25 protein-coding genes and 2 pseudogenes are annotated in these 23,793 nt (G+C 68.4%); 16 read left to right on the top strand and 11 right to left on the bottom strand.

Annotation, left to right across the window (positions count from 1 at the left end):
* Positions 1-62: 62 nt before the first annotated feature.
* Together OG456_RS03225 and OG456_RS03220 are read right to left on the bottom strand one after the other, a co-directional pair.
* Complete coding sequence (locus OG456_RS03225) at positions 63-275, bottom strand: hypothetical protein (RefSeq protein ID WP_266557025.1); 213 nt, start codon at positions 273-275, stop codon at positions 63-65.
* Between the two features lie 30 nt (positions 276-305).
* Positions 306-521: a hypothetical protein gene (locus OG456_RS03220; RefSeq protein WP_266557023.1), complete on the bottom strand. Its 216-nt coding sequence runs from the start codon at positions 519-521 to the stop codon at positions 306-308.
* Between the two features lie 356 nt (positions 522-877).
* On the opposite strand from OG456_RS03220, the gene OG456_RS03215 reads away from it, so the two are divergent.
* Both OG456_RS03215 and OG456_RS03210 read left to right on the top strand, forming a co-directional pair.
* On the top strand, positions 878-1,120 hold the full coding sequence (locus OG456_RS03215) for a hypothetical protein (RefSeq protein WP_266557021.1): 243 nt from the start codon (positions 878-880) through the stop codon (positions 1,118-1,120).
* A gap of 394 nt (positions 1,121-1,514) precedes the next feature.
* Positions 1,515-1,829: a hypothetical protein gene (locus OG456_RS03210; protein ID WP_266557014.1), complete on the top strand. Its 315-nt coding sequence runs from the start codon at positions 1,515-1,517 to the stop codon at positions 1,827-1,829.
* A 91-nt stretch (positions 1,830-1,920) separates the two neighbouring features.
* On the opposite strand, the gene OG456_RS03205 is transcribed toward OG456_RS03210, so the two are convergent.
* The 4 genes from OG456_RS03205 to OG456_RS03190 all read right to left on the bottom strand — a co-directional run bounded on the left by OG456_RS03205 (position 1,921) and on the right by OG456_RS03190 (position 4,579).
* Positions 1,921-2,181, bottom strand: a complete 261-nt coding sequence (locus OG456_RS03205) for a hypothetical protein (protein WP_266557012.1) — start codon at positions 2,179-2,181, stop codon at positions 1,921-1,923.
* A gap of 138 nt (positions 2,182-2,319) precedes the next feature.
* The gene (locus tag OG456_RS03200; protein ID WP_266557010.1) at positions 2,320-2,700 is read right to left on the bottom strand and encodes a helix-turn-helix transcriptional regulator; all 381 of its coding nucleotides are present in this window, start codon (positions 2,698-2,700) and stop codon (positions 2,320-2,322) included.
* A gap of 266 nt (positions 2,701-2,966) precedes the next feature.
* Positions 2,967-3,647 carry a cation:proton antiporter gene (locus OG456_RS03195; protein WP_266569020.1) on the bottom strand — a complete coding sequence of 227 codons (681 nt, stop codon included), beginning with the start codon at positions 3,645-3,647 and terminating at the stop codon, positions 2,967-2,969.
* Positions 3,648-3,682: 35 nt separating this feature from the next.
* Positions 3,683-4,579 (bottom strand): SDR family oxidoreductase, encoded by an 897-nt coding sequence (locus OG456_RS03190; RefSeq protein WP_266557008.1) that lies wholly within the window; start codon positions 4,577-4,579, stop codon positions 3,683-3,685.
* A 17-nt stretch (positions 4,580-4,596) separates the two neighbouring features.
* On the opposite strand from OG456_RS03190, the gene OG456_RS03185 reads away from it, so the two are divergent.
* The 4 genes from OG456_RS03185 to OG456_RS03170 all read left to right on the top strand — a co-directional run bounded on the left by OG456_RS03185 (position 4,597) and on the right by OG456_RS03170 (position 10,952).
* Complete coding sequence (locus OG456_RS03185) at positions 4,597-5,274, top strand: helix-turn-helix domain-containing protein (protein WP_323136284.1); 678 nt, start codon at positions 4,597-4,599, stop codon at positions 5,272-5,274.
* 250 nt (positions 5,275-5,524) lie between these two features.
* Complete coding sequence (locus tag OG456_RS03180) at positions 5,525-6,142, top strand: IS607 family transposase (protein ID WP_266557006.1); 618 nt, start codon at positions 5,525-5,527, stop codon at positions 6,140-6,142.
* On the top strand, positions 6,139-8,115 hold the full coding sequence (locus OG456_RS03175) for a zinc ribbon domain-containing protein (RefSeq protein ID WP_266557004.1): 1,977 nt from the start codon (positions 6,139-6,141) through the stop codon (positions 8,113-8,115). Before OG456_RS03180 ends, OG456_RS03175 begins: the two co-directional genes overlap by 4 nt.
* 680 nt (positions 8,116-8,795) lie before the next feature.
* Entirely contained in the window at positions 8,796-10,952 is a 2,157-nt protein-coding gene (locus OG456_RS03170) for a SpoIIE family protein phosphatase (RefSeq protein WP_266557002.1), read from the top strand.
* A 96-nt stretch (positions 10,953-11,048) separates the two neighbouring features.
* Here OG456_RS03170 and OG456_RS03165 read toward each other — a convergent pair whose 3' ends face one another.
* From OG456_RS03165 to OG456_RS03155, 3 genes and pseudogenes are all read right to left on the bottom strand, one after another.
* Positions 11,049-11,351: a hypothetical protein gene (locus tag OG456_RS03165; protein ID WP_266569557.1), complete on the bottom strand. Its 303-nt coding sequence runs from the start codon at positions 11,349-11,351 to the stop codon at positions 11,049-11,051.
* Between the two features lie 124 nt (positions 11,352-11,475).
* Positions 11,476-12,117, bottom strand: a pseudogene (locus tag OG456_RS03160) (ISAs1 family transposase); the annotation flags it as partial.
* Positions 12,118-12,488: 371 nt separating this feature from the next.
* Positions 12,489-13,082, bottom strand: coding sequence for a TetR/AcrR family transcriptional regulator (locus OG456_RS03155; RefSeq protein WP_266557000.1), 594 nt, complete (start codon positions 13,080-13,082; stop codon positions 12,489-12,491).
* A 96-nt stretch (positions 13,083-13,178) separates the two neighbouring features.
* Between OG456_RS03155 and OG456_RS03150 the strand changes: the two genes are divergently transcribed.
* From OG456_RS03150 to OG456_RS03145, 3 genes are all read left to right on the top strand, one after another.
* Complete coding sequence (locus OG456_RS03150; protein WP_266556998.1) at positions 13,179-14,123, top strand: alpha/beta fold hydrolase; 945 nt, start codon at positions 13,179-13,181, stop codon at positions 14,121-14,123.
* A gap of 361 nt (positions 14,124-14,484) precedes the next feature.
* Complete coding sequence (locus tag OG456_RS50780; RefSeq protein ID WP_354006142.1) at positions 14,485-14,592, top strand: IS3 family transposase; 108 nt, start codon at positions 14,485-14,487, stop codon at positions 14,590-14,592.
* A 249-nt stretch (positions 14,593-14,841) separates the two neighbouring features.
* On the top strand, positions 14,842-15,639 hold the full coding sequence (locus tag OG456_RS03145) for a hypothetical protein (protein ID WP_266556996.1): 798 nt from the start codon (positions 14,842-14,844) through the stop codon (positions 15,637-15,639).
* A gap of 222 nt (positions 15,640-15,861) precedes the next feature.
* On the opposite strand, the gene OG456_RS03140 is transcribed toward OG456_RS03145, so the two are convergent.
* Positions 15,862-17,082 (bottom strand): transposase, encoded by a 1,221-nt coding sequence (locus OG456_RS03140; protein WP_266556994.1) that lies wholly within the window; start codon positions 17,080-17,082, stop codon positions 15,862-15,864.
* A gap of 197 nt (positions 17,083-17,279) precedes the next feature.
* Positions 17,280-17,711 (bottom strand): VOC family protein, encoded by a 432-nt coding sequence (locus OG456_RS03135; RefSeq protein ID WP_266556992.1) that lies wholly within the window; start codon positions 17,709-17,711, stop codon positions 17,280-17,282.
* A 96-nt stretch (positions 17,712-17,807) separates the two neighbouring features.
* Here OG456_RS03135 and OG456_RS03130 point away from each other — a divergent pair.
* The 7 genes and pseudogenes from OG456_RS03130 to OG456_RS03100 form a co-directional block, all read left to right on the top strand.
* Positions 17,808-17,936 (top strand): annotated as a pseudogene (locus OG456_RS03130) (helix-turn-helix domain-containing protein); the annotation flags it as partial.
* Positions 17,937-17,940: 4 nt separating this feature from the next.
* Positions 17,941-18,267 (top strand): hypothetical protein, encoded by a 327-nt coding sequence (locus tag OG456_RS03125; RefSeq protein WP_266569556.1) that lies wholly within the window; start codon positions 17,941-17,943, stop codon positions 18,265-18,267.
* Positions 18,268-18,303: 36 nt separating this feature from the next.
* On the top strand, positions 18,304-18,675 hold the full coding sequence (locus OG456_RS03120; RefSeq protein ID WP_266556990.1) for a hypothetical protein: 372 nt from the start codon (positions 18,304-18,306) through the stop codon (positions 18,673-18,675).
* The gene (locus OG456_RS03115) at positions 18,672-18,830 is read left to right on the top strand and encodes a hypothetical protein (protein ID WP_266556988.1); all 159 of its coding nucleotides are present in this window, start codon (positions 18,672-18,674) and stop codon (positions 18,828-18,830) included. Before OG456_RS03120 ends, OG456_RS03115 begins: the two co-directional genes overlap by 4 nt.
* 592 nt (positions 18,831-19,422) lie before the next feature.
* Positions 19,423-20,184, top strand: coding sequence for a DeoR/GlpR family DNA-binding transcription regulator (locus tag OG456_RS03110; protein ID WP_266556986.1), 762 nt, complete (start codon positions 19,423-19,425; stop codon positions 20,182-20,184).
* A gap of 95 nt (positions 20,185-20,279) precedes the next feature.
* The gene (pfkB, locus tag OG456_RS03105) at positions 20,280-21,227 is read left to right on the top strand and encodes a 1-phosphofructokinase (protein WP_266556984.1); all 948 of its coding nucleotides are present in this window, start codon (positions 20,280-20,282) and stop codon (positions 21,225-21,227) included.
* A 148-nt stretch (positions 21,228-21,375) separates the two neighbouring features.
* Positions 21,376-23,457 (top strand): fructose-specific PTS transporter subunit EIIC, encoded by a 2,082-nt coding sequence (locus tag OG456_RS03100; RefSeq protein ID WP_266556982.1) that lies wholly within the window; start codon positions 21,376-21,378, stop codon positions 23,455-23,457.
* Positions 23,458-23,793: the final 336 nt, after the last annotated feature.

Raw genomic sequence — 23,793 nt, 5'->3', positions numbered from 1 at the left:
TGCCCTCCCTCCCCGGTGCGGACCGCGTCGCCACGTACACGGTCCGCACGCGTCGGGTGCCGCTACTGGCTGATGTTGATGGTCTGGTTGGCCTCGGAGGCGGCGATGGCCTCGGGGGAGTTGAGGTTCGCCGCGAGCGAGTTGTTGTGGGCGTCGACGTAGGCGACGTGCCGCGTCACGTTGGTCGTCTTGACGAAGTTGAACTTCAGCCGGCCCAGGGCCTCACGGCCGGGCAGCAGTTCCGCGGACTCGTCGTTGAGCTGTTCGTTGTTCATGGTGAAACCTCTTTCGGGATAAAGGGCTGGTTACTGGTGGACGTTGATGGTCTGGGTGGCCGCGGACTGCGCGATGGCCTCGGGGGAGCAGGCGTTCAGCGCGTACGAGTTGTTCTGGGCCTGGACGTAGGCGACGTGCCGCGTCACGTTCGTCGTCTTGACGAAGTTGAACTTCAGCCGGCCCAGGGCCTCACGGCCGGGCAGCAGCTCTGCGGATTCCGCGTCCAGCTCACGCATGCCGAGCATGGTGGTTCCTTTACTGAATGGGCATGGACGGTCACATACGATCTCGGACGTCCATCCATGCCGGACGATCTGTCTGACGAGATTGGACAGTAGACCGTTCAAGAACCTCGGACAACCACTTCACGCACATCGCCCCTCACCGGACACATCGCCCATCGGGGGAAACGGCAGGCGGGAGGGCAAATGGACGGATACGAACCCCACCCGACACGCGTCGCGCTCTCACCCGATTGGCTCAACTAGGGGTCATTCGGCCCATGTTGCGCGGCTCCACCGTGACTATCCTCTCGACCCTCAAGACGGGTGAACCGCCCGAAACCTCCGCGAGAGGGGTGCATGTGCTTGTCGTCCAAGGAGTGTCCGCGACCGCCGTCGTGCGGGGCAGGACAGGGGAGCCGGTGGTCCTGCTCTCCGGCGAGCTCCCCGAGGCCCTCACCCCCGCCGCACTCGAAGAACTGCTGAACCTGGCCGCCGCAGTGCTCGACGCGGAGGAGCTGCGGCTCTTCCGGAGCTGCCTGTCCGCACTGCACTGCGGCGAGAAACTCGACGAACGCCGCATCGAAGTCAGCGGAGCCGTCCTCACCGTCTACCGAAGCTGACCGCACTGAACCGACTGCGCACAATGCGGGGCGAATACCCTGCGGCAGATTCACGTCTCCGCAAGGCAGAACTCCCCGCTCATGAAAACTGCGGAGAATTCTTCAACGCATTATCCGGGGCGGTCCAGAAGTTTTTTGACATTTCACGGAGACTCGCAACACGACCACGACACACGGGAGTTGCTTCACCCTGAAGAGTGCTTCCGGCCGCCGCGGAAGCGAGGCCGGAAATGCCAGGTAAGCAAAGCTCAGAGCATGCTTTGGGCGCCGCGGAACCCCGCATCGATTGTGCTCCGGTAAGTCGTCCATAACCGGTTGGATGAATGAGTGAGGGCCGCTGCCGAGTAATGTCTGGCACGCCATCCGGCAATTCATCGAAACAAGGAGAAACACGGTGAGAAAACTGGCACGCGCCACCGCGACGGCCGCCCTGACCATCGCAGCGGTCGCCATCCCCCTGACGGGCACGGCCATGGCCTCCACCGCGACGGCCGCCCCGGCCCAAACCCACCGGCTCCTGCACAAGGCGGCCCTCCACAACAACGGCTGGTGCGGGGACTACCGGTACAACCGGGGCCACCGCGGGCACCACTGGAACCGGTGGGACGACAACTGCGGCTACCGCAACGACTGGAGGGGCTACCACCACATCAACTACCGCCCCTACAACGACTACAACGACTACAGGAACTGTGACCGTGACTTCTGATCCGGTCTGATCGGGCAGCACCCGATGTAGGGCGCACCCAAAGCGGGGCTCCCGGGAACAACTCCCGGGAGCCCCGCAGCCGTATCCGGGATCAACTCCGGTAGACGGTCAGAACGGCACCGCTCACCTCGATGCGGCGTTCGTCGAGTTTCTCGCCGCAGTGCAGTGCGGACAGACAGCTCCGGAACAGCCGCAGCTCCTCCGCGTCGAGCACCGCGGCGGCCAGGTTCAGCAGCTCGTCGAGGGCGGCGGGGGTGAGGGCCTCGGGGAGCTCGCCGGAGAGCAGGACCACCGGCTCCCCTGTCCTGCCCCGCACGACGGCGGTCGAGGACACTCCATGGACGACAAGCACGTAGACCCCCCTCTCTCTCTCCCTAGAGGATTCGGGCGGTTCAACGCGGCCCGTGCGACGAGAGGATAGCCCCAATGGAATGATTTTTACGGCGATCTGACGCTTCGCCACGCAATGGACGCCCGTGCGGCCAAGCCCCTAGCTGGGGCCGTCGGAGGTGCTGCGCAGGAGGGATTCGACGAGTGCGGTGACGTGGCGGCGGTCGGCGTCGGACAGGCGTTGGACGCTGGCGATGAGGGTGGCGATCTCCGGGTCGGACGCGGTGTCGGCGGGGTCCTCGAAGTAGAGGTGGATACCGCAGGCTTCGGCGGCGGCTCTGCGTACCGAGTCCAGGGGCAGTTCCAGTCCCCGGGCCAGGCCTTCGAGGGTGGCTTGCTGCGGCATACGGGCCACGTGCGTGACGGTCGCCAGGTGGTGCACGGTGGATCGCGGGATGCCGCCGCGCCGGGCCACGTCGCCGTAGGACCAGCCCTGCTGCTCCAGCCGGCTCTTCACCAATTCCTGCAGTGCGTTGGCCACGACATCGATTCTTCCTGCTAGCAAGGCGGTTGAGCAAACACTCTTGAACGGCTTGCCATCAGGTGCTACGGAGACTGGCGTCCAACGTCGTTGGACACTCCGTCCGGCGGCACCACGACCACTGGGTTCAACGCTTCGCGGCCTGCTCCGTCACGCCCGACGCCCTCGCTTCGCCGCCGGCCGCGTCACGTCCGTCGCCCCCGCAGCAACCCCTCCCTCACCCGCGGTTGGTACTCCCTCCCGCAGCACCGCCACATCCGCCCCGGTCAGCCGCCGATACGCCGGCTCGCCCGAGAGCCGGGCCCCGGCCCGGCTCCGCGCCGCGCGCGAAGGTGGCCCACTCCCGCACCGGAGTCCGGTCTTCGATCAGGACTGCGGCACCGCCCGCCCGTGACGCGCCGGACATCGCCCAGTAGGACGAGCCAGACGATCTCCCCCGGGCGAGCCGGCCGGAAGGGGACCGCTGAGACCATCTGCGCCTCGATCTGTGCGGCCTTCTCCCGCGCCCGGGCCAGATCGGTGTCACTGACCGGAGACGGCTTCAGACCCAGAGAGTCGGACAGTTCGCCGAGCGCACCGACACGCAGGCCGCGTGCGGCCATCCCGTGACCGCCCTTGGACTTACGGAGAGGAGTGTGTCGATGAGGGGGCAGGGGCCAGAGTTCACGCTCCTTCAGCCGGGTGGGGTATGGCAGTGGGCGTCGGCGTGGATCACCGGGGTAGTTGGCGGCGGTGGCGACGGCGAAGGCGGCCAGCACGACAGCGACGATGTCGGAGGCGTCCAGGTGCGCGGCGATGAGGTAGGCGGCGAAGGGGACGGTGAGGTTGAGGGCCGCGGCCAGATTCGCATCGTCCATGCGGGCGCGGATCCAGCCGGTGGTCACGCCGAGGACGAGCCCGACGACGCCGCCGACCGCGGCGGCGTAGAGGACTGTCGAGACCGAGATCGCCTGGCGCGTCGACCTCAGGTGCGTCAGGTGTGTCAGGTGCGGAAGTAGGATCCGGCGTCCAGGTCCTGGATGAGGCTGGGCCCGCTTGGTGCCCAGCCGAGGAGTTCCTGTGTGCGAGTGCTGGAGGCAGGGATGTCCATGGCGAAGAGGCGGCCGATCCAGCCGAAGTGCCTCTGTGCCTCCTGCGGCGCGATCGAGGCCACGGGAACCTCGAGTCCTCGTCCGATGGCCTCTGCAATTTCGCGGGCGGGAACTCCCTCCTCGCTCACCGCATGCAGGAGCGTTCCCGCCGGGGCCTTCTCCAGTCCCAGGCGGGTGATCTGCGCGGCATCCGACCGGTGGACCGCCGGCCAGCGGTTCGTGCCGTCGCCGACGTAGCCCGCGACCCCTTTCTCGCGGGCGATCGCGACCAGAGTTGCGATGAACCCGTGGTCGCCGTCGCCGTGCACGGTGGGGGCGAACCGCACGCTGACCGTGTTCACGCGGCGATCGACGTACTCCAGCGCGAGGTTCTCGCTGCCGCCTCGGGGGGACTCCAAGCCCTGGAACAGTGACCTGTCGTCCTCGGTCGCCAGTCGGCCCTGCGCCAGGCCGGCGACGCCGGACGCCAGCAGGAACGGACGGCCTGATCCGGTCAGGACGTCGCCGATCGCCTGTACGGCGGCCCGTTCGGCCTGATTGGAGACGGCGGGGTTGTTGAAGTCGTGCTTGTTGGCGAGGTGGAGGACGGCGTCAGCACTCGCGGCGCCCTCCCGGATGCTGTCGAGGTCGTCGAGGTCGCCGCGGCGGACCTGGGCACCCTTCGCGTGGAGGGATGCGGCCGAGGTGTCGGAGCGGGCGAGCCCGACCACCTCGTGGCCGGCGGCGAGCAGCTCGTCGACCGTGGCCGAACCGATCCACCCGGATGCTCCGGTGACGAAGACGCGCATGTAAATGATCTCCTTCGATGCTCAAGCCCAGTGAGCGAGGCAAGCGATGTCAGTCGCTGACGTCAGTGACTGCCGTCACTGTAGCCGCCATGTCAGCTGCTGTCATCACTAGACTGGCGGGCATGGTGCGATGGGAGCCCGGGACGCGGGAACGACTGCAGGCGGCGGCGATAGACCTCTACATCGGTCGCGGCTACGACAGGACGACCGCGGCCGACATCGCCCAGGCCGTCGGTCTCACTGAGCGGACGTTCTTCCGCCACTTCGCCGACAAGCGTGAGGTGCTTTTCAGCGGCCAGGAGCTGCTGGAGCAGGCGTTCCTGGACGGCGTGGCTGCGGCTGGGGCGGACGCGTCACCACTCGAGATGGTCGAGTCCGCGCTGTCGGCCGCGGCGCCGTTCTTCTCGACCGAGCGCCGTGACCATTCCAGGCGGCGGCAGAGGATCATCTCCGAGAATCCCGCGCTGCAGGAACGCGAGCTGTTGAAGTTGGCTGGGCTGGCCACGGCGCTCGCTTCCGCCCTCCGATCGCAGGGGGTTCCCGAGGCGACGGCCACACTCGCCGCGGAATCCGGGGTGACCGTGTTCGGCGTGGCCTTCGGGAAGTGGATCTCCGAAAGTGAAGAGCGCTCGTTCCTCGACATCGAGCGCGAGGTGTTGGGCGAGCTCGTGGCGATGGCCGCCAGCGCGACGTGATCAGCGCAGCGATGGATCAACCGGGTGAACTGCCTGACGACGTCCCGGTCTCGCGGTAGTGATCACTACCGCGTTCGGGCCTCGGCGCCGGCCCGGCATGTCGTGCGCGCTGTGGGCGAGAGGGGCGGCGTCGACGAACCGGCCGCCGAGCTGCAGCAGACCCGGGCGAACTGCTGCTTCAGTTCGGACAGACGGCCCGGCAGGCTCACTAATTTGATTAAAAATCCTCAGTGATCGTAGAGTGGTTGTCATGGAGCTTCTTCGACTCTCAAAGGCCGCTAAGCGTCTTGGAGTTCACCCCGTGACGCTTCGTCTTTGGGCTGACTCGGGGAAGATTCCTGTGACTTGGGTTGGCCGTGAGCGTAGGTTCTCCTCGACCGATGTCGAGGCGATGAAGGTCTCGACCGGCGGAGAGCGTGTACGCCTGGAGGGCCTGTATGTGCGTGTCTCCGGCTCCAGTGGACAAGAATCTTCGTTGGAAGCCCAGGAGAGCGAGCTGCGGGCCACTTCCGCTGGCCAGATTGTGAAGGTTTTCCGTGACAGGGCCTCGGGCCTGCGGGAGGACCGTCCCGGCCTCAACCGGTTGCTGCGAGCCGTCGCTGACGGATCGGTGACGGTCGTGCGTGTCACTCATGAGGACCGGCTTGCACGGTTTGGTGTCGGATGGCTCAAGCATCTGCTCGGTGTGCATGGCGCCACCCTCGATGTGCTGCATCCGAAGAAGCTCGGTGGCCGGGATGAACTTCTCGAAGACTTCGTGTCGCTGGTCACCACGTTCGCTGGGCGTCTGTACGGGATGCGGTCGGCTGAGAACCGGCGTCGCCTGCTGGCCGAGTCCGGCCAGTGCAAAGCCGGTGATAGCCAATGAGCCGGAAGGTGCCGCTCGCCGACGGTGAGACCTCACGCACCGCGTGTGCCCGCGCCCTTGTGCGCGCAGGCGTGGACGAGAAGACTGGCGAACTGCTGTCCCAGTCCGTGCTGGCCGAACGCATCGGCTGGTGTGCCGACTTGGCGGCGGGCCTGGTCTCCACGCTGCTCGGCGCGCACTGGAACGCCACCGATGTTGATGTTCTCGCTTCTGGTGAGGACGCGGGGGGCCGGAAGCTGCCGTCGAACGCGTGGATGGCTTTGCGACGTCTCGGCTGGACCGTCGCTCCGGCCGAGGGCGTGAAGGTCAACGACCGGATCGTACGCATGGCCCAGGAGCAGGCCGGGCGCACTCTGCGCTCGGCGAAGTGGCGCGCTGACCTGACCGCCGGGGTGATCGCGACTTGGCCGGACGACCCGGAAAAGCGCACTCCAGCAGAGTGGGACGCCGTACGCGATGCCGTGCCAGGCGGCCGGCATTTGCCGTCCAGCATCATCAAGGGCCGTACCCGGCAGATCACCAAGTACTGGCAGGCCAACGGTCGTTTACCAGTTGATGTGTTCGAGGCCGAAGGCGCGCCTGGGGCGGCGCGGATGCTGTTGCTGTCGGCGTGCGATGGGCAGCAGGCCGTCGTCTCACGCGGCGAGAGCGATCCGCAGCGGGCTCTGCTGCGGATGCAGCTGCCCACCCGACCCGATCCGCAGGCGTATGCGGACTGGACGTGGGTGGAGTGCACCATGTCGCTGCCCCCGACGGTGCCCGCCTGGGCGGTGTTGCACCTTCCCACCCTGCGCATCGCGGGCGGGAAGGTACGTGCTGATGTGGCCTACACCCACGCCGTGCCCAAGGCTCGGCGCACCGGGCACACGGTCGCGCTCGGCGTGGACTGGGGCCTGAACACCCTCCTGTCCGCTGGTACGGCCCGTGTCCACGACGATGGGCGTATCACCGCCCTCGGGCATGGCGCCCAGTTCCGGACCGCCGGAGTGCTGGCCAAGCAGCACCGGCTCCGTCGTCTGTCCGAGCACCTGCACACCAAGGCCGACCACTATCAGCGGTTCATAGGCGAGAACGAACAGCACCCGCTGGCCGACAGGCACCAGGCGCTGCGCGACGAGATCCGCTTCGTGTCCGCACGCCGCTCGAACCTGAACGACGCCCTGGCGTGGGCTGCCGCACGGTGGACCGTCGACCAGGCCACCGCTGCCGGGGCGAGCGTGATCTACGTTGAGGACCTGCGCTCGATGGAAGCCAAGGGCATGGGCCGCACCATGAACACGCGCCTCTCCCAAGCCGTCCGCGGGCAGATCGCCGACCACATGCGGCACCTTGCCGCGGAGGCCGGCATCGCCGTGGTCACTGTCCCAGCCCGCAACACGTCCAGACACTGCCCGCGGTGCCTCACCCCACTCAGGCACCGCAAAGCCCCCGACCGGCCCACCACTGCGGGCTGGAAGTGGGCCATCTGCCCCAGCCAGTCCTGTGGCTGGCAGGGAGACCGCGACCAGGGCGCCTGGCGCCGCATCGCAGCACGCGGCCTGGCCCACCAGTCCAAGACTGTCATCGACAAATCCAGCGGAACCATGGCGATCCGCACGGTAGTCGACAAGCTCGAAACCAAAGCAGTGGTCACCCCGACCACCGAGTCCAGCCGGAAAGACCGGTCGAAGAGCGGACCCACCCGGCGCCACACCTCACGCCCCGCGCCCAGGCGACGCAGGGCACCCTCCCCAGCAGCCCGCCCGTGCGGTCCTGCTGGCAAGCGTCCGGAGGGACACGCACCAACGGACCGGACCCGGCTGCTCCGAGCGGCCCACCGGCACCAGGACGTGACGACGACCAGCACACCCACCACTGGCCACCGGCCGAGAGGGGCAGCACTGGGCGCGGGATTCCATCTCCACGCCCATGCCACCCCACCACGATGGGAAGCGATCCCGGAAACTCAATCCGACTCAGGATCGCTTAGCTGATCAGAGACGCTACGAATACGCCGAATGCCTCCGCGCAGTGTCAACGGCGCTCCCGGCTGTCAGGGCACCGCGGTTGCGCGGGTGACGGCCGTGTTCTGTTCGTCGGTGTGCCGCTCGCGGCACTGGCGGCGGATGCGGCGGGTGAGGACCGGGGCGGTTCAGGCGAGCCGGACGTTGAACTGCCCTGTGCGGCTTCTGGCTGGTCCGCCTGTGCGCTGGGGCGGCGTCGGTCCGTGATGTGGCGACTTCGAGTGCCGCTACGTCATGACGGGCGTATTGTCCACATATGTGCGACGTTCGGTATGGCTGGTGCGACACACCATCGGTACCGGCAGGTCGTGGTCGGCGTTCGTGCCAGGTACCTCGGCGGGTGGCCTGGCTGGCGCGGCGCCGTTGGAGGAAGCGTGCAGAGGCCCGGCAGGCGGTGCGGCTCGGTGGTGCGGAGTTGCTGGAACGGGTGCAGGTCGTCGCGCAGCGGGGGAGTGGCCTCCTTCTCTCGGTGGGAGGCTGCCCTTGCGTAGCTGTGCCGGGGAGAGCTGGGTCGATCGGGCTGCTCGTGCGCGGGGCGGTGACTGGCCGACGGGCGGGTCGGGGCGGCCGGGCACGGTTCGGCGCGGGGCTCGGCATCAGTGCTGACGCCGCCCGGAATCGTCACGAGTGCTTGAGGGGACCTCGCTGCGGTGTCATCGAGGGAGGGTGAGAACGTGCGGGAGGCGGCGTTCACCCCCGCAGCCGGCTCCGGCCTGGAATTGCTGGAGCCCGCTCTGGTCCGGGTCGTGCAGGAGACCGGTGCGTCTGTGGGCGTGGTGTATTTGCTGCCGCCGGGCGAGACGGTACTGCGGATGGCATTGCTGACGGGGGTTCCGCCGCAGATCGTCGCGCCGTGGGCAGAGGTGAGGCTGGAGGCCCCGATCCCGGTGGCTGATGCCGTACGCGAGCGGCGCGTGGTGTGGGTCGGTAGCAGCGAAGAGATGGCCCGCCGATACCCGAGGCCCGCCCTCGTGTTGCCGTACCAATTTGCGGCAGCGGCGGCCCCGGTCACTACAGGCGATACCGATCGGGGCGGGCTGGTGCTGCTCTGGCCCGGTTCACATCCGTCGGAGCTGTCCCAGGACGAGCGTGATGCGATCGGTGTCTTTTGCCGTCACACCGGTCTGCTCCTGCAGCGGGCTGCCGACAGCGGCCGCCCGGTGCTGCCCGGAGCGGAGCCGCGGGTGCTGTCGCCGCACCGCTCCTACGCTCCCTGTCCGGGCGAGGCAATGGCCGCGGTCGACTTTGCCGAGCGCCTTCCCGGGGGCTGCTGCGCGCTGGACCTGGAAGGCCGGATCTCCTTCGTCACCACTGCCGCTGCAGAACTGGTCGGCGCGGACATCCCCGACCTGCTGGGCGCGCTCCCCTCACAGGTGCTGCCCTGGCTGGATGACCCGGTCTTCGAAGACTGTTACCGATCCGCGGTGGTCAGCCGCCAGACCACGTCCTTCACCGCCCGGCGCCCGCCGGATCGGTGGCTGTCCTTCCAGCTTCATCCGGATGCCTCCGGCATCAGCGTCCGTATCACTCCTGCCCCCACAGCCCCTGCCGAGGACACCCCGGATACGCAGCTTGCCGCGTCGCCGGTCACGCCAAGCCGAGCAAGGGAGCTCTACCACCTGCTGCACCTGGCCGCCGTGCTCACCGAAGCTGTCGGCGTGCAGGACGTCGTCGACCGGGTCCCCCGCCAGATCATGCCCGCCTTCGGTGTCCAGGCCCTCGCGCTGATGACCGCGGAGGAGGGCCGCCTGCAGATCATCGGCTACCGCGGCTACACCGCCGAACTCATGGACCGCTTCGACTTCGCCCCCCTGACCTCACACACCCCCGCGGTACGCGTTCTGGCCACCGGTGTTCCTGCCTTCTTCGCCACCTTCGCGGACCTGAAACGCGCATATCCCCCCGCCGTGCTCCAGGACGGCATGGCTGCCTGGGCGTTCCTGCCCCTGACTGTCTCCGGGCGCACGGTCGGCTCGATGGTGCTCGCCTACGAACGGCCCCGCCCCTTCAGCACAGAGGAACGCGCGATCCTCACCTCCATCGCCGGACTGGTCGCCCAAGCCCTGGAACGCGCCCGCCTCTACGACGCCCAGTACCAACTCGCCCACAGCCTGCAGGCCGCCCTGCTGCCCCACGACCTGCCCCCGATCCCCGGCCTGGACCTGGCCGCCCGCTATCTCCCGACCACGCACGGCGTGAACATCGGCGGCGACTTCTACGACCTCATCCGTCTCGACGACGCGAACGCCGCCGCTGCCATCGGCGACGTCCAGGGCCACAACGTCAATGCCGCCGCCCTCATGGGCCAGGTCCGCACCGCAGTCCACGCCACCGCCGGCGCATCCCCCGGCGACGTCCTCGCCCGCACCAACCGCCTGCTCACCGACCTCGACCCGGGCCTGTTCACCAGTTGCCTCTACATCCACCTCGACCTGGCACACCACCGTGCCCGCCTGGCCACCGCCGGCCACCCCCCACCACTCCTGCTCCACCCCGACGGACACACCGAAGTCCTCGACCTGCCGCCCGGCCTCGTGCTCGGCATCGATCCAACCGCCGACTACGAGAGCACCGAGATCCCCTTGCCACCCGGCACCGTGCTTGCTCTCTACACCGACGGACTCGTCGAAACCCCCGGCGTGGACATCGAGGACGCCATCGCCGACCTCGCCGAGCATCTCGCACGAGCCCCGGGCGAGACCGCGCAGACCCTCGCCGACGACCTCGTCCACTACGCCACGCAGTGCGCACCCCGCAACGACGACATCGCACTGCTCGTCATCAACGTGCAGCAGACCGGCGGATGACACGAAACAGCCCACTGCCGTATCCGGGGAATGACCCAGATACGCCGCACGGGACGATCCTGGTGTCGGACAGCGGCGGGGTGAGGCAGGGCTTGATCAAGTTCCGTGGGTGTCCTGGTTGTTGATGATGCCCAGGATCGGGAGTGCCCGTCGTGGTTCGTCGCGGATCGCCCGGGTGGTTTTGGCGATGTTCTCGGCGCCGAGGGTCTTCAGCACGCCGATGGCCAGGTTGCGGAAGGTGGCCATGGCTCGGGGTGCGGCCCCGGTGTGGACGGTGGAGGCGTCCTCGGCGAAGGTGACGTCTCTGATGTGGTGGCTGGAGTTTTCCACTCCCCAGTGCCCGCGAATCGCGGCGGCGAGGTCCGCGGGGCTGGTCTGGTGGGCTTCGAGGCTGGTCACGGCGTAGACGCTCTCGCGACTCTCGCGGCTGCCGGTCGGCCGGCAGCCGCCGGTGGACGCGGATGGCGAGCTTCGCGTGCGGAAAGGCGATGCCACCGAGTTCGTCCGCGATGCCGCAGGTCTTGATCGAACGGGACTCGCGCCGGCCGTGCCCGACCTCGGAGTGGGTGTGCTGGACGGCGATGTCACGCCACGGCAGCGTGGCGAGCTGGCTGTGGGCGGTGGGCTGGTTGGTCTTGATCACGGCGATGTAGTGGGCCTTCTTCGTCTCGACCAGCCAGGTGATGTTCGCCTTGACCGAGTGCAGCGCATCGAAGGTGACGAGAGTGCCGGCCAGGTCCAGCGGTGCCAGCAGCGGCTTAAAGTGCGTGGTTTCGTTGGTCTTCGCGCCGACCTCGGCCTGCGCGAGTGTCACGACGGTGGTGTGGCTGACCGCCGACAGCAGGTGACGGCGGGTCACGTCCAAACGCGCTGAGCCCTTGAGCGTCTTGCCGTCCACCGCGATGGCCCGCCGGTGCGCGGTGGACACGACGGTGCGGTGCCGGTCGGTGAGGTAGGCGCCCACCGCGGCGTCCAGGGCATCGCCGTCGACGGCGATCAGCACCCGCCCGATCGTCGCCGGCGACGGTGTACGCCGCCACCGCAGTGGATGGCGGCGTACACCGAGGGCGGCCAGCAGCCCACCCGAGGCCCGGGCGCCCCATTCGGCGAGCTCGTCGATGCTCCTGGCGCCCGAGACGACCGCACAGGCACACACCATCAAGATCGCCGTCAGCGAGTACCACCGGCCCCGCCGCGAGCGCGGGTCGGGGATGGAGTCGAAGTAGGGGCGCAGATCAGCGACCTGGCCGGGTTCCAGCGGACCCAGCTTCACAAGTACGGCAGGGATCGGGGAGGATGCAACAGCAGGCACGGGACCTTCTCATGATCACGAGGCGTAGACACCCTAATGATCACGAAGCCCGTGCCTGCACCGCTACCCACCCCTCACAGCAACAACCAGCACAACCACGGAACTTGAAGCCGCCCTGGGGGTGAGGTGACCGCAGCGGGAATGCGGGTCAGTCAGCCGGTGTACGCGGTGTTCATGTCTTCGCCGCGGCGTTCGGTGGGGCCGTCCGCTAAGCAGCGGTACCCCTAGACCCGGGGAGCGCGCAATGCCTGCGAGAGCGCGCTCATGCTGATGTCGATGATCGTGTGGAGCTGCTTCTGACTCGCCCCGGCCCTGCTCATCACGGCCAGCGACTGGTTGACCGCCGCGATGTGAACGGCGAAGTTGTCGGCGTCGCTGTCAGCCAACTTCGCGGCGATCAAGGCGGTTCGCAGCCGCGCATGCTGAAGCCCCAGGGCTTCGATCGCGCGCGTGGCGATGCTGGGGCTCAGTACCGGTGTCGCCATCGCGGTTTGGGCGACCAGGCATCCGTCCGGCACGTCGGGGTCGGCGATGCGCTTCAGTGTGACTTCGAAGAACGCCCGTACTGCCCCCAGCGGCTCTTCGGACGCACCTGCAAGGGCCTGGTCGTACCTGTCTCCGTACCGCGTGGCGTAGCGGTCCAGGCAACGGGAATAGAGCGAGTCTTTGTCGCCGAATGAGGAGTAGATGGAGCTGCGGTTCAGTCCGGTCGCCCTGGAGAGGTCGTCGAGTGATGTGTCGGCGTATCCGGCTCGCCAGAACTGGACCATCGCCGCATCGAGCGCGACGTCCACATCGAACTGCTTCTTCCCGGCCATCGCGCACGCACCTCGTTCTTGAGCTCGAGCCAAGCCGTTGTGGCCCTGCTCATCATATCTTGAACTGGACGGTTCAAGATGCGTTAAGGTCGACGCATGACTGACGCTGCAACCGCCGCGAATCGCTCTTCGGGCCAGAACCCAATCTCCGAGTTGCCGCTGCACGACCTCGCGGGCTTCACTCACCGCTGGGTCGACACAGAAGGCATCCGACTTCATGCCGTGGAAGGCGGTCAACCGACCGGCCCTACCGTCGTCCTGCTCGCCGGATTCCCCCAGACCTGGTGGGCTTGGCGCAAAGCGGCGCCGGGCCTTGCCGAGCGATTCCACGTGATCGCAATCGACCTGCCAGGACAAGGCCACTCCGACCGCCCCCAAGACAGCTACGACACGCATACCGTCGCTTCGCGCATCCAGGCCGCGGTGACTGCGCTCAACGTGCAGAAGTACTGGCTCGTCGCCCACGACATCGGGGCCTGGGTCGCCTTCTCGCTAGCTCTGAAGTACGAAGAGCGCCTGCACGGTGTCGCTCTGCTTGACGCCGGCATACCCGGCATCAGCCTCCCGGACGCCATCCCAACGGATCCCGAACGGGCCTGGAAGACCTGGCACTTCGCGTTCCACCTAGTGCCAGGCCTTCCCGAGACACTGCTCGCCGGTCGCGAGCGTGACTACGTTGACTGGTTCTTGAAGGTGAAAACACTGTCCCCGAACACGTTCGACAGTGCCGAGATCGACCATTACGCCGCCGCTGTCGCTGCAGAGGGCGGTCTCCGAGCGTCTCTCTCCTACTACCGCGACGCCGCGGAATCGGCGCGCAAGAATCATGACGCTCTCGGACGACAGCACTTGACCGTCCCGGTCCTGGGAATCTCCAGCTCCCACGGCTCGATCCCCGACATGGCCGCTTCCATCAGCCCCTGGGCAGACAACGTGGCCGGTGTCGTCATCCCACATTCGGGACACTTCATTCCTGACGAGCAGCCCGCCGCAGTTGTGGACGCGTTGACTGCGTTCATCGCTCACGAGCGTCTCGGGTAGTTCGAGCCTCACCATCACCAGATCCTCGGCACCCGCAACAGACCGCCAACGAACCAACATCAAACTCTCCCCGCCGACCCGGCAATTGCTCGACCGCCGGATCGGCGACCTCGACATCCTCAACACCGAACTCTCGGCCTGGCAGAACGCCACCAACACCGACCAACGTCAGGCGGACTGAGGCAGGTGCGCGTTCCAACTGCTGACCCGTCACGTCATTCAGCGCACGGTGAACGGTCCGCCGTCCGTGAGAACGACGAACCCTCGAGCTCCGAGGAGGTGGGCTTGATCCGCTTTGACGGACATTTGAGATCAGGGGTTCTGCCCCGGGTAGTCCACGAGAACTCCCGCGGCCCCGCGCATCCACGCCGTCCTGCAACGACAGGGCGAGGACTGCGGCCGCCGCCGCATCACCAGGCTGATGCGCAAGGCCGGCTGCAGGGCCGGCACCGCAGGCGACGCCATCTGAGGACGGTCCCTGATACGAGGCTGAATGAAACGGGCGCGGCGGTCGTTGTCAGTACAGCCTCGAACTGGGCCGTATTCAGCTGTTCGGCCAACGAAACGAGATGCCGTGCCGGGCGTCGCGAGTGTCACAGGTCTTCGACCTGTGACCATGGAGCGTTAATCAAAAAGGATTCGACGAGGAGCTCCAGGTCGCGGGGGACGATGTGCCGCCGCCGTGGGGCGCTCGCGGTAACGCGCTGTAGGTGATGTGGTGGACTGGTTGACCTCGCTACCGGCGGTGGTGCTGGTTGTGGGCGGGCTCTTCCTTGCCTTACTGGTCGCGGCCGTGGCGCGGGTCGGCGTCCGGGCGCTCGTACCGGTCGAGGAACGGGATCGGGTGCCGCAGATCGCCACGCCCCTGATGCCGACACTCGGCGCTGCCTTCGCAATCTTTGCGGCACTCACACTGGCCAGCGAGTCCGGCTACCTGCGCGCAGCCGAGGGGGTGGTGAGCGACGAGGCGGCCGCAGCGTCCCGCCTGGCATGGGCGGCGACAAGTCCGCGAGTCCAGTCGGAGCCGATCCACGCGGCACTGCTGGACTACTTGCAGACCACGCGTGCCAGGGAGTGGGAGGCTACAGCAGCGGCGTCCGGTGACGACCCCGCCACCGCTCGTGCGGTCGCACGGCTGGAGCGGAGTGTGCGCGCCGAGGCGGCCAGGCCCGAGGTGGGAACCCCGACCGGCATGGAGCTGGTGACTTCCATGGACGGTGTCACCAGTAGTCGTCGCGCCCGCATTGCGGCCGCCTCGCGCGACGTTCCCGCGCTCTACGTCGTCACTCTTGTGGTCAGCGGACTGGCCTTGATCGTGAACTCCGGCGCACTGGTCTTCCGTAGCAGCCTGCGAACGTCACTGTTGATCGTAGGTGTTGCGAGTGTGGTCGGGCTGAGCCTGGCGCTACTCTTCGCACTCAGCGCGCCCTGGAGCGGACCGTTCATCGTCAGTGGACATCCACTCGACGCCATCATCGGGAACCTGAAGTCCGGCTTCTTCGACGGCGGGTCGTAGGCGACGAGCGCAGTCAGTACGCCGACAACAGGGGACTGCGCCGTCGATCGTGCCGGATGAGCTGGGGGACCGGTGGAACTGTTGCTGCCGCAGCGCGAGCGGAGCTTCCGGTTCCCGGGGGCGGCAGCCGTTGTTGTTGTCTGACCGGGAGGTGATTTGAAGGCTCCCCTCCCTGCAGGGAGGAGATTCTCCACCCTCCAGGGCTGTGCGGGGATTTACGGCTCAGGCAGCCTCCTGGTCCAGCGGCTCAGGTGGTCTTGCGCCCTCGGCACCGTCCGGGTTCCAACCTGCCCGGACCAGCATCACGCGGGCGGAGTTCTTGTCCCGGGGGGACACGGCTCCGCACACGGTGCAGGCATACGTTCTCATCGAGAGAGGGAGTGCGTGCTTGGTTCTCGCTGCGCACTGCGCACATTGCATCGTGGTGTGCGCCGGGTGCACGAGACGGACGTCCCGTGCGTGTTTGCGGCCCATCTCGACCAGGGCGCGCTTCGTCGCGGCGATGGCGGCGTCGGCCGCTGTGCGGGCCATCGTGGTCTTCGCGAGGAACTTCGGCCGGAAGTCCTCCACCGCAACCCCGTCATGGCCGCGCATCACGGACGTGGCCCACTTGCGGCCGGTGTCCTCACGCTGCCTCGCGATCTTCTTGTGCAGCTTCGCCGCCTGTGCCCGCGCCTTCCGATAACCCTTGGATGCGGGCTGCCCTTTCGGGCGCCGGCGCCGGGCCATCATCCGCTGGTACTTCGCGAGCCGCTGCGCGGCCCGCTTGCCGTGCCCGGCATGCGGGAGGTCGTAGGCGTCATCCGTGGTGGTGGCCGTCTCCTTCACACCCCAGTCCACCCCGAGAACCCGCCCGGTGGCGGGCAGCGGTTCGCTCTGCGCGGGGGCGACGAAGGACACGTACCAATGCTCAAGCGTGTCCTGGTACACGCGCACGCTCGACGGGTCGGCCGGAAGGTCCCGCGACCACACCACGGTCACCGCGATGTTCCCGGCCAGGTGCAGGCGGCCGTCCTTGAGGCGGAAACCGCGCTTCGTGTAGTTGAGGGTGGGCCGCGCCTCCCGTTTCCTCTTCCAGCGTGGCATCCCCGCCCGGCGGTGCTGCGCAAGCCCGTCCTTGATGTCCTTCAGCGCCTTCGCCCTCGACTTGGTGAAGTCGCGGATCACCTGCTGCTGCGGCACGCACGCGCCCTGAGCCAGCCACGGCGTCACCCTGCGGGCCTCGGTCAGCAGCTTGTCGAGCTGGGCCGGACCGCACGTCAGCTTCTCGCCGCCCGCTCTGCTCTGCGCGTGGACCTGCCTGGACTTGGCCACGCACTCGTTCCACAGCCACCGGCAGCGATCCCACTCGGCGTTGAGCGCGCGCCGGGCCGTGGCCGACAGGCGCACACGGAAGGTGTGCCGGGCATGCCCGGCCCCCTGCGTGATCGCTCCCGTCGTCATACACCCGAACCTACCCGGGAGGACTGACAGTCGAGAGTTCTTGACCGCTGTCGGCTCGCTCACCCCGTCACGCGGTGGACGGTCTTTCGCCCTGGGGGCGAAACCCCTACTTCCTGTCCTGCCCCGCAGGAGTCCGATTCCTCCCCGGCCTGAAGGCCGAGGCATCCTCGCAGGAACCCGGTGAGGGATCTTGAATGTCAGTCGATACAGAACTCGTTGCCCTCGATGTCCAGCATCGGGATGCACGCATCATTGCCGTCATACAGAGTTCGCACGTGTACCGCACCGAGAGGGACCAGCCGCGCGCATTCGGCCTCAAGTGCGGCGAGGCGCTCCTCACCCACGAGGCCGGTGCCGACCCGCACATCAAGATGCACCCGGTTCTTGACGGCCTTCCCCTCGGGAACGCGCTGGAAGTACAGTCGCGGGCCTATCCCTGAGGGATCTATGCAGGCGAACCATGAATCCCGCTGCTCAGGTGGCTGCGAACGCTTGAAATCGTCCCAAGTGGCGAACCCCTTCGGTGACGGAGGTACGACGTACCCCAGCACCTCGCACCAGAAACGAGCGAGGCGCTCAGGTTCCGCGCAGTCAAAGGTGACTTGGAACTTCTTGATCGTCGCTGACATCGGCGCACCATAGCAGGGTGACTGTCCGCACGCGCGTGGCGATGCCTCCGCCGGGCGTTGGTGCCGCCGCTGCCTCCAGCGGCGGCTGCTGCGGTCATGTCCGGGAAGAAGCCCGCCCGCAAGTTGCTGCCAGGACCGGAGCGGGACAAGTCCGCTTCCGGCCTCAACGCTCGTTATCGGGGCGGGATTTCGATCCGCATCATCGCCGAGAACACAGGTTGCTCCTACGGTGGAGTCCACCTTCTCGACGGTGCGGGCGTCGTATTCCGTTCAGGCGGCGGCTCCGACGCTGCCCGACAGACCACGGCGCGCCGGCGGCAGTCTCGGTGGGGTGGTCGAACTCTTCTTGCAGTCGTCGGGCAGCGGGGCCAAGTGCGCGGACCTCGACGTCAGCGATGCTGCGTGTGGACGCCGCGATGCGCCTGTCTTCGAGCACGACATGCGAATCCAGTCAGCCAAGTCGCCGATGAGGAACGGAGACCGCGCCCTGGAGAACAACTTCGAGAAGGGCGCCGACCTGTATTGGGGCGGCTGCAAGAGCAAGCCAGTACCGTAACCGGCGGACCGATCCAGAAGTGAGGTGAGGGCCACCGTGACCAGTTACGACAAGACGGCGCGCACACCGCCCCGCGCCGCCGTGACTGTGGCCCTCGCGGTGCTCGCGGCCGGCTGCAGTCCGGCCGAATGCCCGCTCGTGGGCATAGGCAGGGGCCCGGACGGAGACATCCGGGTGCTGCTGCGGCCCTGCTCGGACGACGATCCCATCCGGGAGGTCGTGTTCTGCAGGAGCTACGAGAAGGGCGACAAGGTGGACCCTGCGGCCCCGGACGACTGGTCGGCCCAGCCGCCCGGGTCGGCCACCGGCGAGCAGGAGTTCAGTCTCTTCAGCCTCCCGGAGGGCTGGGCTGGCAGGGCAAGGTGGGTTCCGCCACGAAGCTGGAACCGGGGTGGGACTACTCGGTGAGCTTCTTCGTCGGGCCGAACGACATTGTGCGCTACAAGGGCGTTACCTGGTTCACGCGCGCGGACGTCGAGGGCCTTTCGCCTGGGCAGTGGTGGGCCGACGGAAAGGCCACGAGCCGCGCGGAGTTCCGGGCGCAGGCGGACGACGCCGGCTGACGACCGCGGGGACCGCTGCGAGATGCCTTCCGGACCAGGCCCGAACCGGCCTGATCCGGAAGGCGTTTCCATGGACAGGGCAGACACCGCTGCTGCCATGGATACGTCTCAAAGTGATCTGCTCGGTCAGGCATGTGCTGCGGTTGACGCGTAACATGCCGAGGTGTACTCGCGCCCGCTGACGTCGCCTCGCATGGCCCATCCCTAGAGACCGGTGGTGATGCGGGTCAGCAGGGCAGGCACCCAGTGATCGCCAAAACGGGCGCGGAGCTCGGGTGACCGCCAGTCGCTACCGGTGACGATCGCCCGGCACTGCTTCGGTGCATCACAGGCGCAGGTGCCGCAGGCGCCATAAGCACGGCAGGTACCCCGAAGGGCCCGGTTTTCCGCCAGGAGGCCGGGCCCTTCGCCGTACCTCCTCGCGAAGAACCGCCTGTCGCGCCGCGAAGAGCCTCCTTTCCCACCCGTGATCAAAGTCCGATTGTGTCTGCGACATGCCCGAACCTGTTTACTTTCTGGAAATCCAGCCGTAGCCTCAGATTGAAACCACAGACTCGGGCACGACCGGGTGAGACGTCGGAGGCAGACGGACATGTACGCACCGGAGCGGCAGCAGGAGATCCTCCGTCTCGCACGTGACGGCGGACGCGTGGACGTGCTGTCACTCGCCGAGGAGTTCCAGGTCACCGCGGAGACCATCCGCCGCGACCTGAAGACCCTGGACAGGGCCGGTCTCGTGCGGCGGGTGCACGGCGGTGCGATACCGGCCGGGCGGCTCGACTTCGAGCCCGACGTCGCCGAGCGCGAGGGCACTGCGGCCGACGAGAAGGACCGCATCGCCCGGCTCGCGCTCGCCGAACTCCCCGAGGACGGCACCGTGATCCTCGACGCGGGTACCACCGTCGCCCGCCTCGCCGCGGCGCTGCCCCTGGAGTCGACCCTCACCGTCGTCACTCACGGCCTGCCCGTCGCGGCCCGCCTTGCCGACCACCCCGGCATCCAGCTGCACCTCGTCGGAGGCCGCGTCCGCCACCGCACCCGCGCCGCCGTCGACGCCTGGGCACTGCGGGCGTACGGGGAGATCCGCGCGGACGTCCTCTTCCTCGCGGCCAACGGGTTCTCCGCCGAACACGGCCTGACCACCCCCGACCTCGCCGAGGCCGCCGTGAAGCGCGCGGCCGTCGGCGCCGCCCGCCGGGTCGTGCTGCTCGCCGACTCCGCCAAGTACGGGCAGGAGCACTTCGCCCGCTTCGGCGACCTGGGCGATGTGGACGTGCTGATCACCGACAGCGGCCTCAGCGACGGAGACGCAGCCGCGATCGAGAAGGGCGGCACGGAAGTGGTCCGCGCATGAGCCCCACGGCACCGGCACCGGCCCCGGAACGGGTTCCGGCACCGGCACCGGCCCCGGAACCCCCCACGCAGGCCACTACGGAAGACGCACGCGGCATGATCCTCACCGTTACCCCCAACCCTTCCCTGGACCGCACCTACGAGGTCCCGGCGCTCGACCGGGGCGAGGTCCTGCGCGCCACCGGCGAACGCATGGACCCGGGCGGCAAGGGCGTCAACGTCTCGCGGGCCGTCGCCGCCGCCGGCGCCCCCACGCTCGCCGTGCTCCCGCTGGGCGGCGCGCCCGGCGCCCTCGTGGCCGAGCTCCTCGACGCCCAGGGGATCAGTGTCGACCCCGTCCCCGTTGCCGGACAGACCCGGTCCAACATCGCGCTCGCCGAGCCGGACGGAACGCTGACGAAGATCAACGCTCCGGGCCCCGAACTCACCCCGGAAGAAGCCGAGTCACTGCTCACCGTCGTCGGCGAGCGCTCCGCGGGCGCCGACTGGATCGCCTGCTGCGGCAGCCTCCCGCGCGGCCTCGCACCGTCCTGGTACGCCGAGCTGGTCGCCCGCGCCCACGCGGCCGGAGCCCGGATCGCGCTCGACACCTCGGGCCCGGCCCTCCTCGCGGCCCTGCGCGAACGGCCCGACGTCGTCAAGCCGAACGCGGAGGAGCTCGCCGAGGCGGTCGGCCGTCCGCTCGCCACCGTCGGCGAGGCGGTCAAGGCGGCCGAGGAGCTGCGGGACCTCGGCGCACGCGCCGTTCTCGCCTCCCTCGGCGCGGACGGGCAGCTGCTCGTGGACGGCTCGGGCGCCTGGTTCGCCACCGCCCCGGTCGATACCGTCCGCAGCAATGTCGGCGCGGGCGACTCGTCCCTGGCCGGCTTCCTCATCGCGGGCGGCACCGGCCCGCGGGCGCTGGCCTCGGCCGTCGCCCACGGCGCCGCTGCGGTCCAGCTCCCGGGCAGCGCGATGCCGACCCCGGCCGACCTGGACCCCGACGCGGTCACCCTCACGGCGGACGTCCCGCTGGACCGCGTCCTGAAGGAGCCCGCGCCATGAAGGCATACGCCCCACCCCTGAACACGCCCCATCCGGTCGCCCCCGGCCTGATCACTCCCCACGCTCCCTTCCGGAGCCGCCGTCCCCGTGGCGAAACCCCCGTCCCCACCCCCGCCGCCCAGGCGATACCAGTGCGAAGGAACCCGCGATGAGCGAGATGATCACCGCGGACCTGGTCGATCTCGACCTGTCCGCCGACACCAAAGAGGCGGCGGCTCGCGCCCTCGCCGAAAGGATGATCGCCCAGGGCCGGGTGACCGACCTGGACGGCTTCCTGGCCGACGTCGCGGCCCGCGAGGCGCAGATGCCGACCGGCCTCGACGGCGGCATCGGCATCCCGCACTGCCGCAGCGAGCACGTCACCGAGCCGACCCTCGCCTTCGGCCGCAGCGCCGACGGGATCGACTTCGGGGCGCCGGACGGCCCGGCCGACCTGATCTTCCTCATCGCCGCGCCCGCCGGAGCGGACGACGCCCACCTCACCATCTTGTCCTCGCTGGCACGACAGTTGATGGACGAGGACTTCAAGGCGGCGCTGCGCACGGCGACCGACGCGGGGGCCACGGCGGCGCTGATCCGCGGGGACGAACCCGAGCCCACTCCGGAGCCGGAGTCCACGCCCGAGCCGAGTGCTGAGCTGGAGTACACGCCCGAGCCGGAGTCCACGCCCGAGCCCACTGCCGGGCCGGAACCTACGCCCGAGCCCGAGACCGCTCCAGCGGCCCCCGCCGCGAAGTTCAAGATCGTCGCCGTCACCTCCTGCCCCACCGGCATCGCCCACACCTACATGGCGGCCGAGTCCCTGGAGAAGGCGGGCCGGGACGCGGACGACGTGGAAGTAGTGGTCGAGACACAGGGCTCGGCCGGGTTCACCCGCCTCGCCCCGGAGGTCATCGCGGGAGCGGACGGCGTGATCTTCGCGCACGACGTGCCCGTACGGGAGAAGGACCGCTTCGCAGGGAAGCCCACCGTCGACGTCGGCGTGAAGGCCGGCATCAACCGGCCCGCCGAACTCATCGGCGAGGTCCGCGACAAGGCCGCCCGCGGCGAGACGACGTCGGGCGCAGCGTCCGCCACCCCCGTGGACCGCGCCGGTGACGCCGGCGACGGCTACGGCACCAAGCTGCGCAAGTGGCTGATGAGCGGCGTCAGTTACATGGTCCCCTTCGTCGCGGCCGGCGGTCTCCTCATCGCCCTCGGCTTCGCGATCGGCGGCTACACCATCAACAAGGCGCCGTCCGTCGCCGAGCACTTCGTGTGGACCCAGACCGACAGCTGGGCCGCGCTGCTCTTCCAGGTCGGCTCCGTCGCCTTCGCTTTCCTCGTCCCCGTCCTCGCAGGCTTCATCGCCTACGGGATGGCCGACCGGCCAGGGCTCGTGCCCGGGTTCGTCGGCGGTTCGATCGCCCTCACCATCAACGCCGGCTTCCTCGGCGGCCTCGCCGCCGGTCTCATCGCCGGCGGCGTCGTGATGGCGATCCAGAAGGTGAACGTGCCCCCCGTGCTGCGCGGGATCATGCCAGTGGTCGTCATTCCGCTCATCTCCTCCGCGGTAGTCGGCTTCCTGATGTTCCTCGTCATTGGCAAGCCCATCGCCTCCCTCCAGCGCGCCCTGACGGACTGGCTGAACTCCCTCTCCGGCGCCAACGCGATCATCCTCGGCATCATCCTCGGCCTGATGATGTGCTTCGACCTGGGCGGCCCGCTGAACAAGGTCGCGTACGCCTTCGCGGTCGGCGGCCTCGCGAACCCCACCGAGGGCTCACTCAAGGTCATGGCCGCGGTGATGGCCGCCGGCATGGTCCCGCCACTGGCCATGGCCCTCGCGACGACCGTGCGCGGCCGGCTCTTCACCAAGACCGAGCGCGAGAACGGCAAGGCGGCCTGGGTGCTCGGCGCCTCGTTCATCACGGAGGGCGCGATCCCGTTCGCCGCGGCGGACCCGCTGCGCGTCATCCCCGCCTCGATGGCGGGCGGCGCGGTCACCGGCGCCCTGTCGATGGCCTTCGGCTGCACCCTGCGCGCCCCGCACGGCGGCATCTTCGTGGTCCCGCTGATCGGCAACCCGTTCCTCTACCTCATCGCGGTCGCCGCCGGTGTCTGTGTGTCGACGGCCCTGGTCGTGATCCTGAAGGGGATGCGGAAGTCCGCGCCCGAGGGCGGGGCGGACGGGGCGGGCGACGCGACGGCGCAGAAGGGTGAGGAGCCGAAGATACCGGTGGCCGCCTGACAGAAGATTCCGGTGACCACCTGACAGTTCGGAACTGTCGTTCATGCAAGATGCGTCACGGTCCGGGACCATAGTCCCGGACCGTGACGCCCATTCGTCTGGTGAGAGAGCCGTCGTCACCGGCCAGATGGCCCGGAGCTGACCCCAAACATCATGTCCTGCGAGTCGGTAGGGACGGGATCGCTGGGGTGGTGCCGGTACAGGGGCACCTCCGTGGCTCGTGGCCGTTCTTCCTCCAGGGCGTGATGTTGACCGTGCCGTTCGGCAGCGCACCAGTCCTTCCGGGGGTATTCCTGTCTGTCCCGGCGAACGGGTGAAACCCCTGCCAGATATGCC

It is taken from the genome of Streptomyces sp. NBC_01446 (genome assembly GCF_026340095.1).
GTDB classification, from domain to species: Bacteria; Actinomycetota; Actinomycetes; order Streptomycetales; family Streptomycetaceae; genus Streptomyces; species Streptomyces aureus.
The sequence above is the reverse complement of the archived record's forward strand: the minus strand, read 5'-3'. Positions and strand labels throughout refer to the sequence as shown.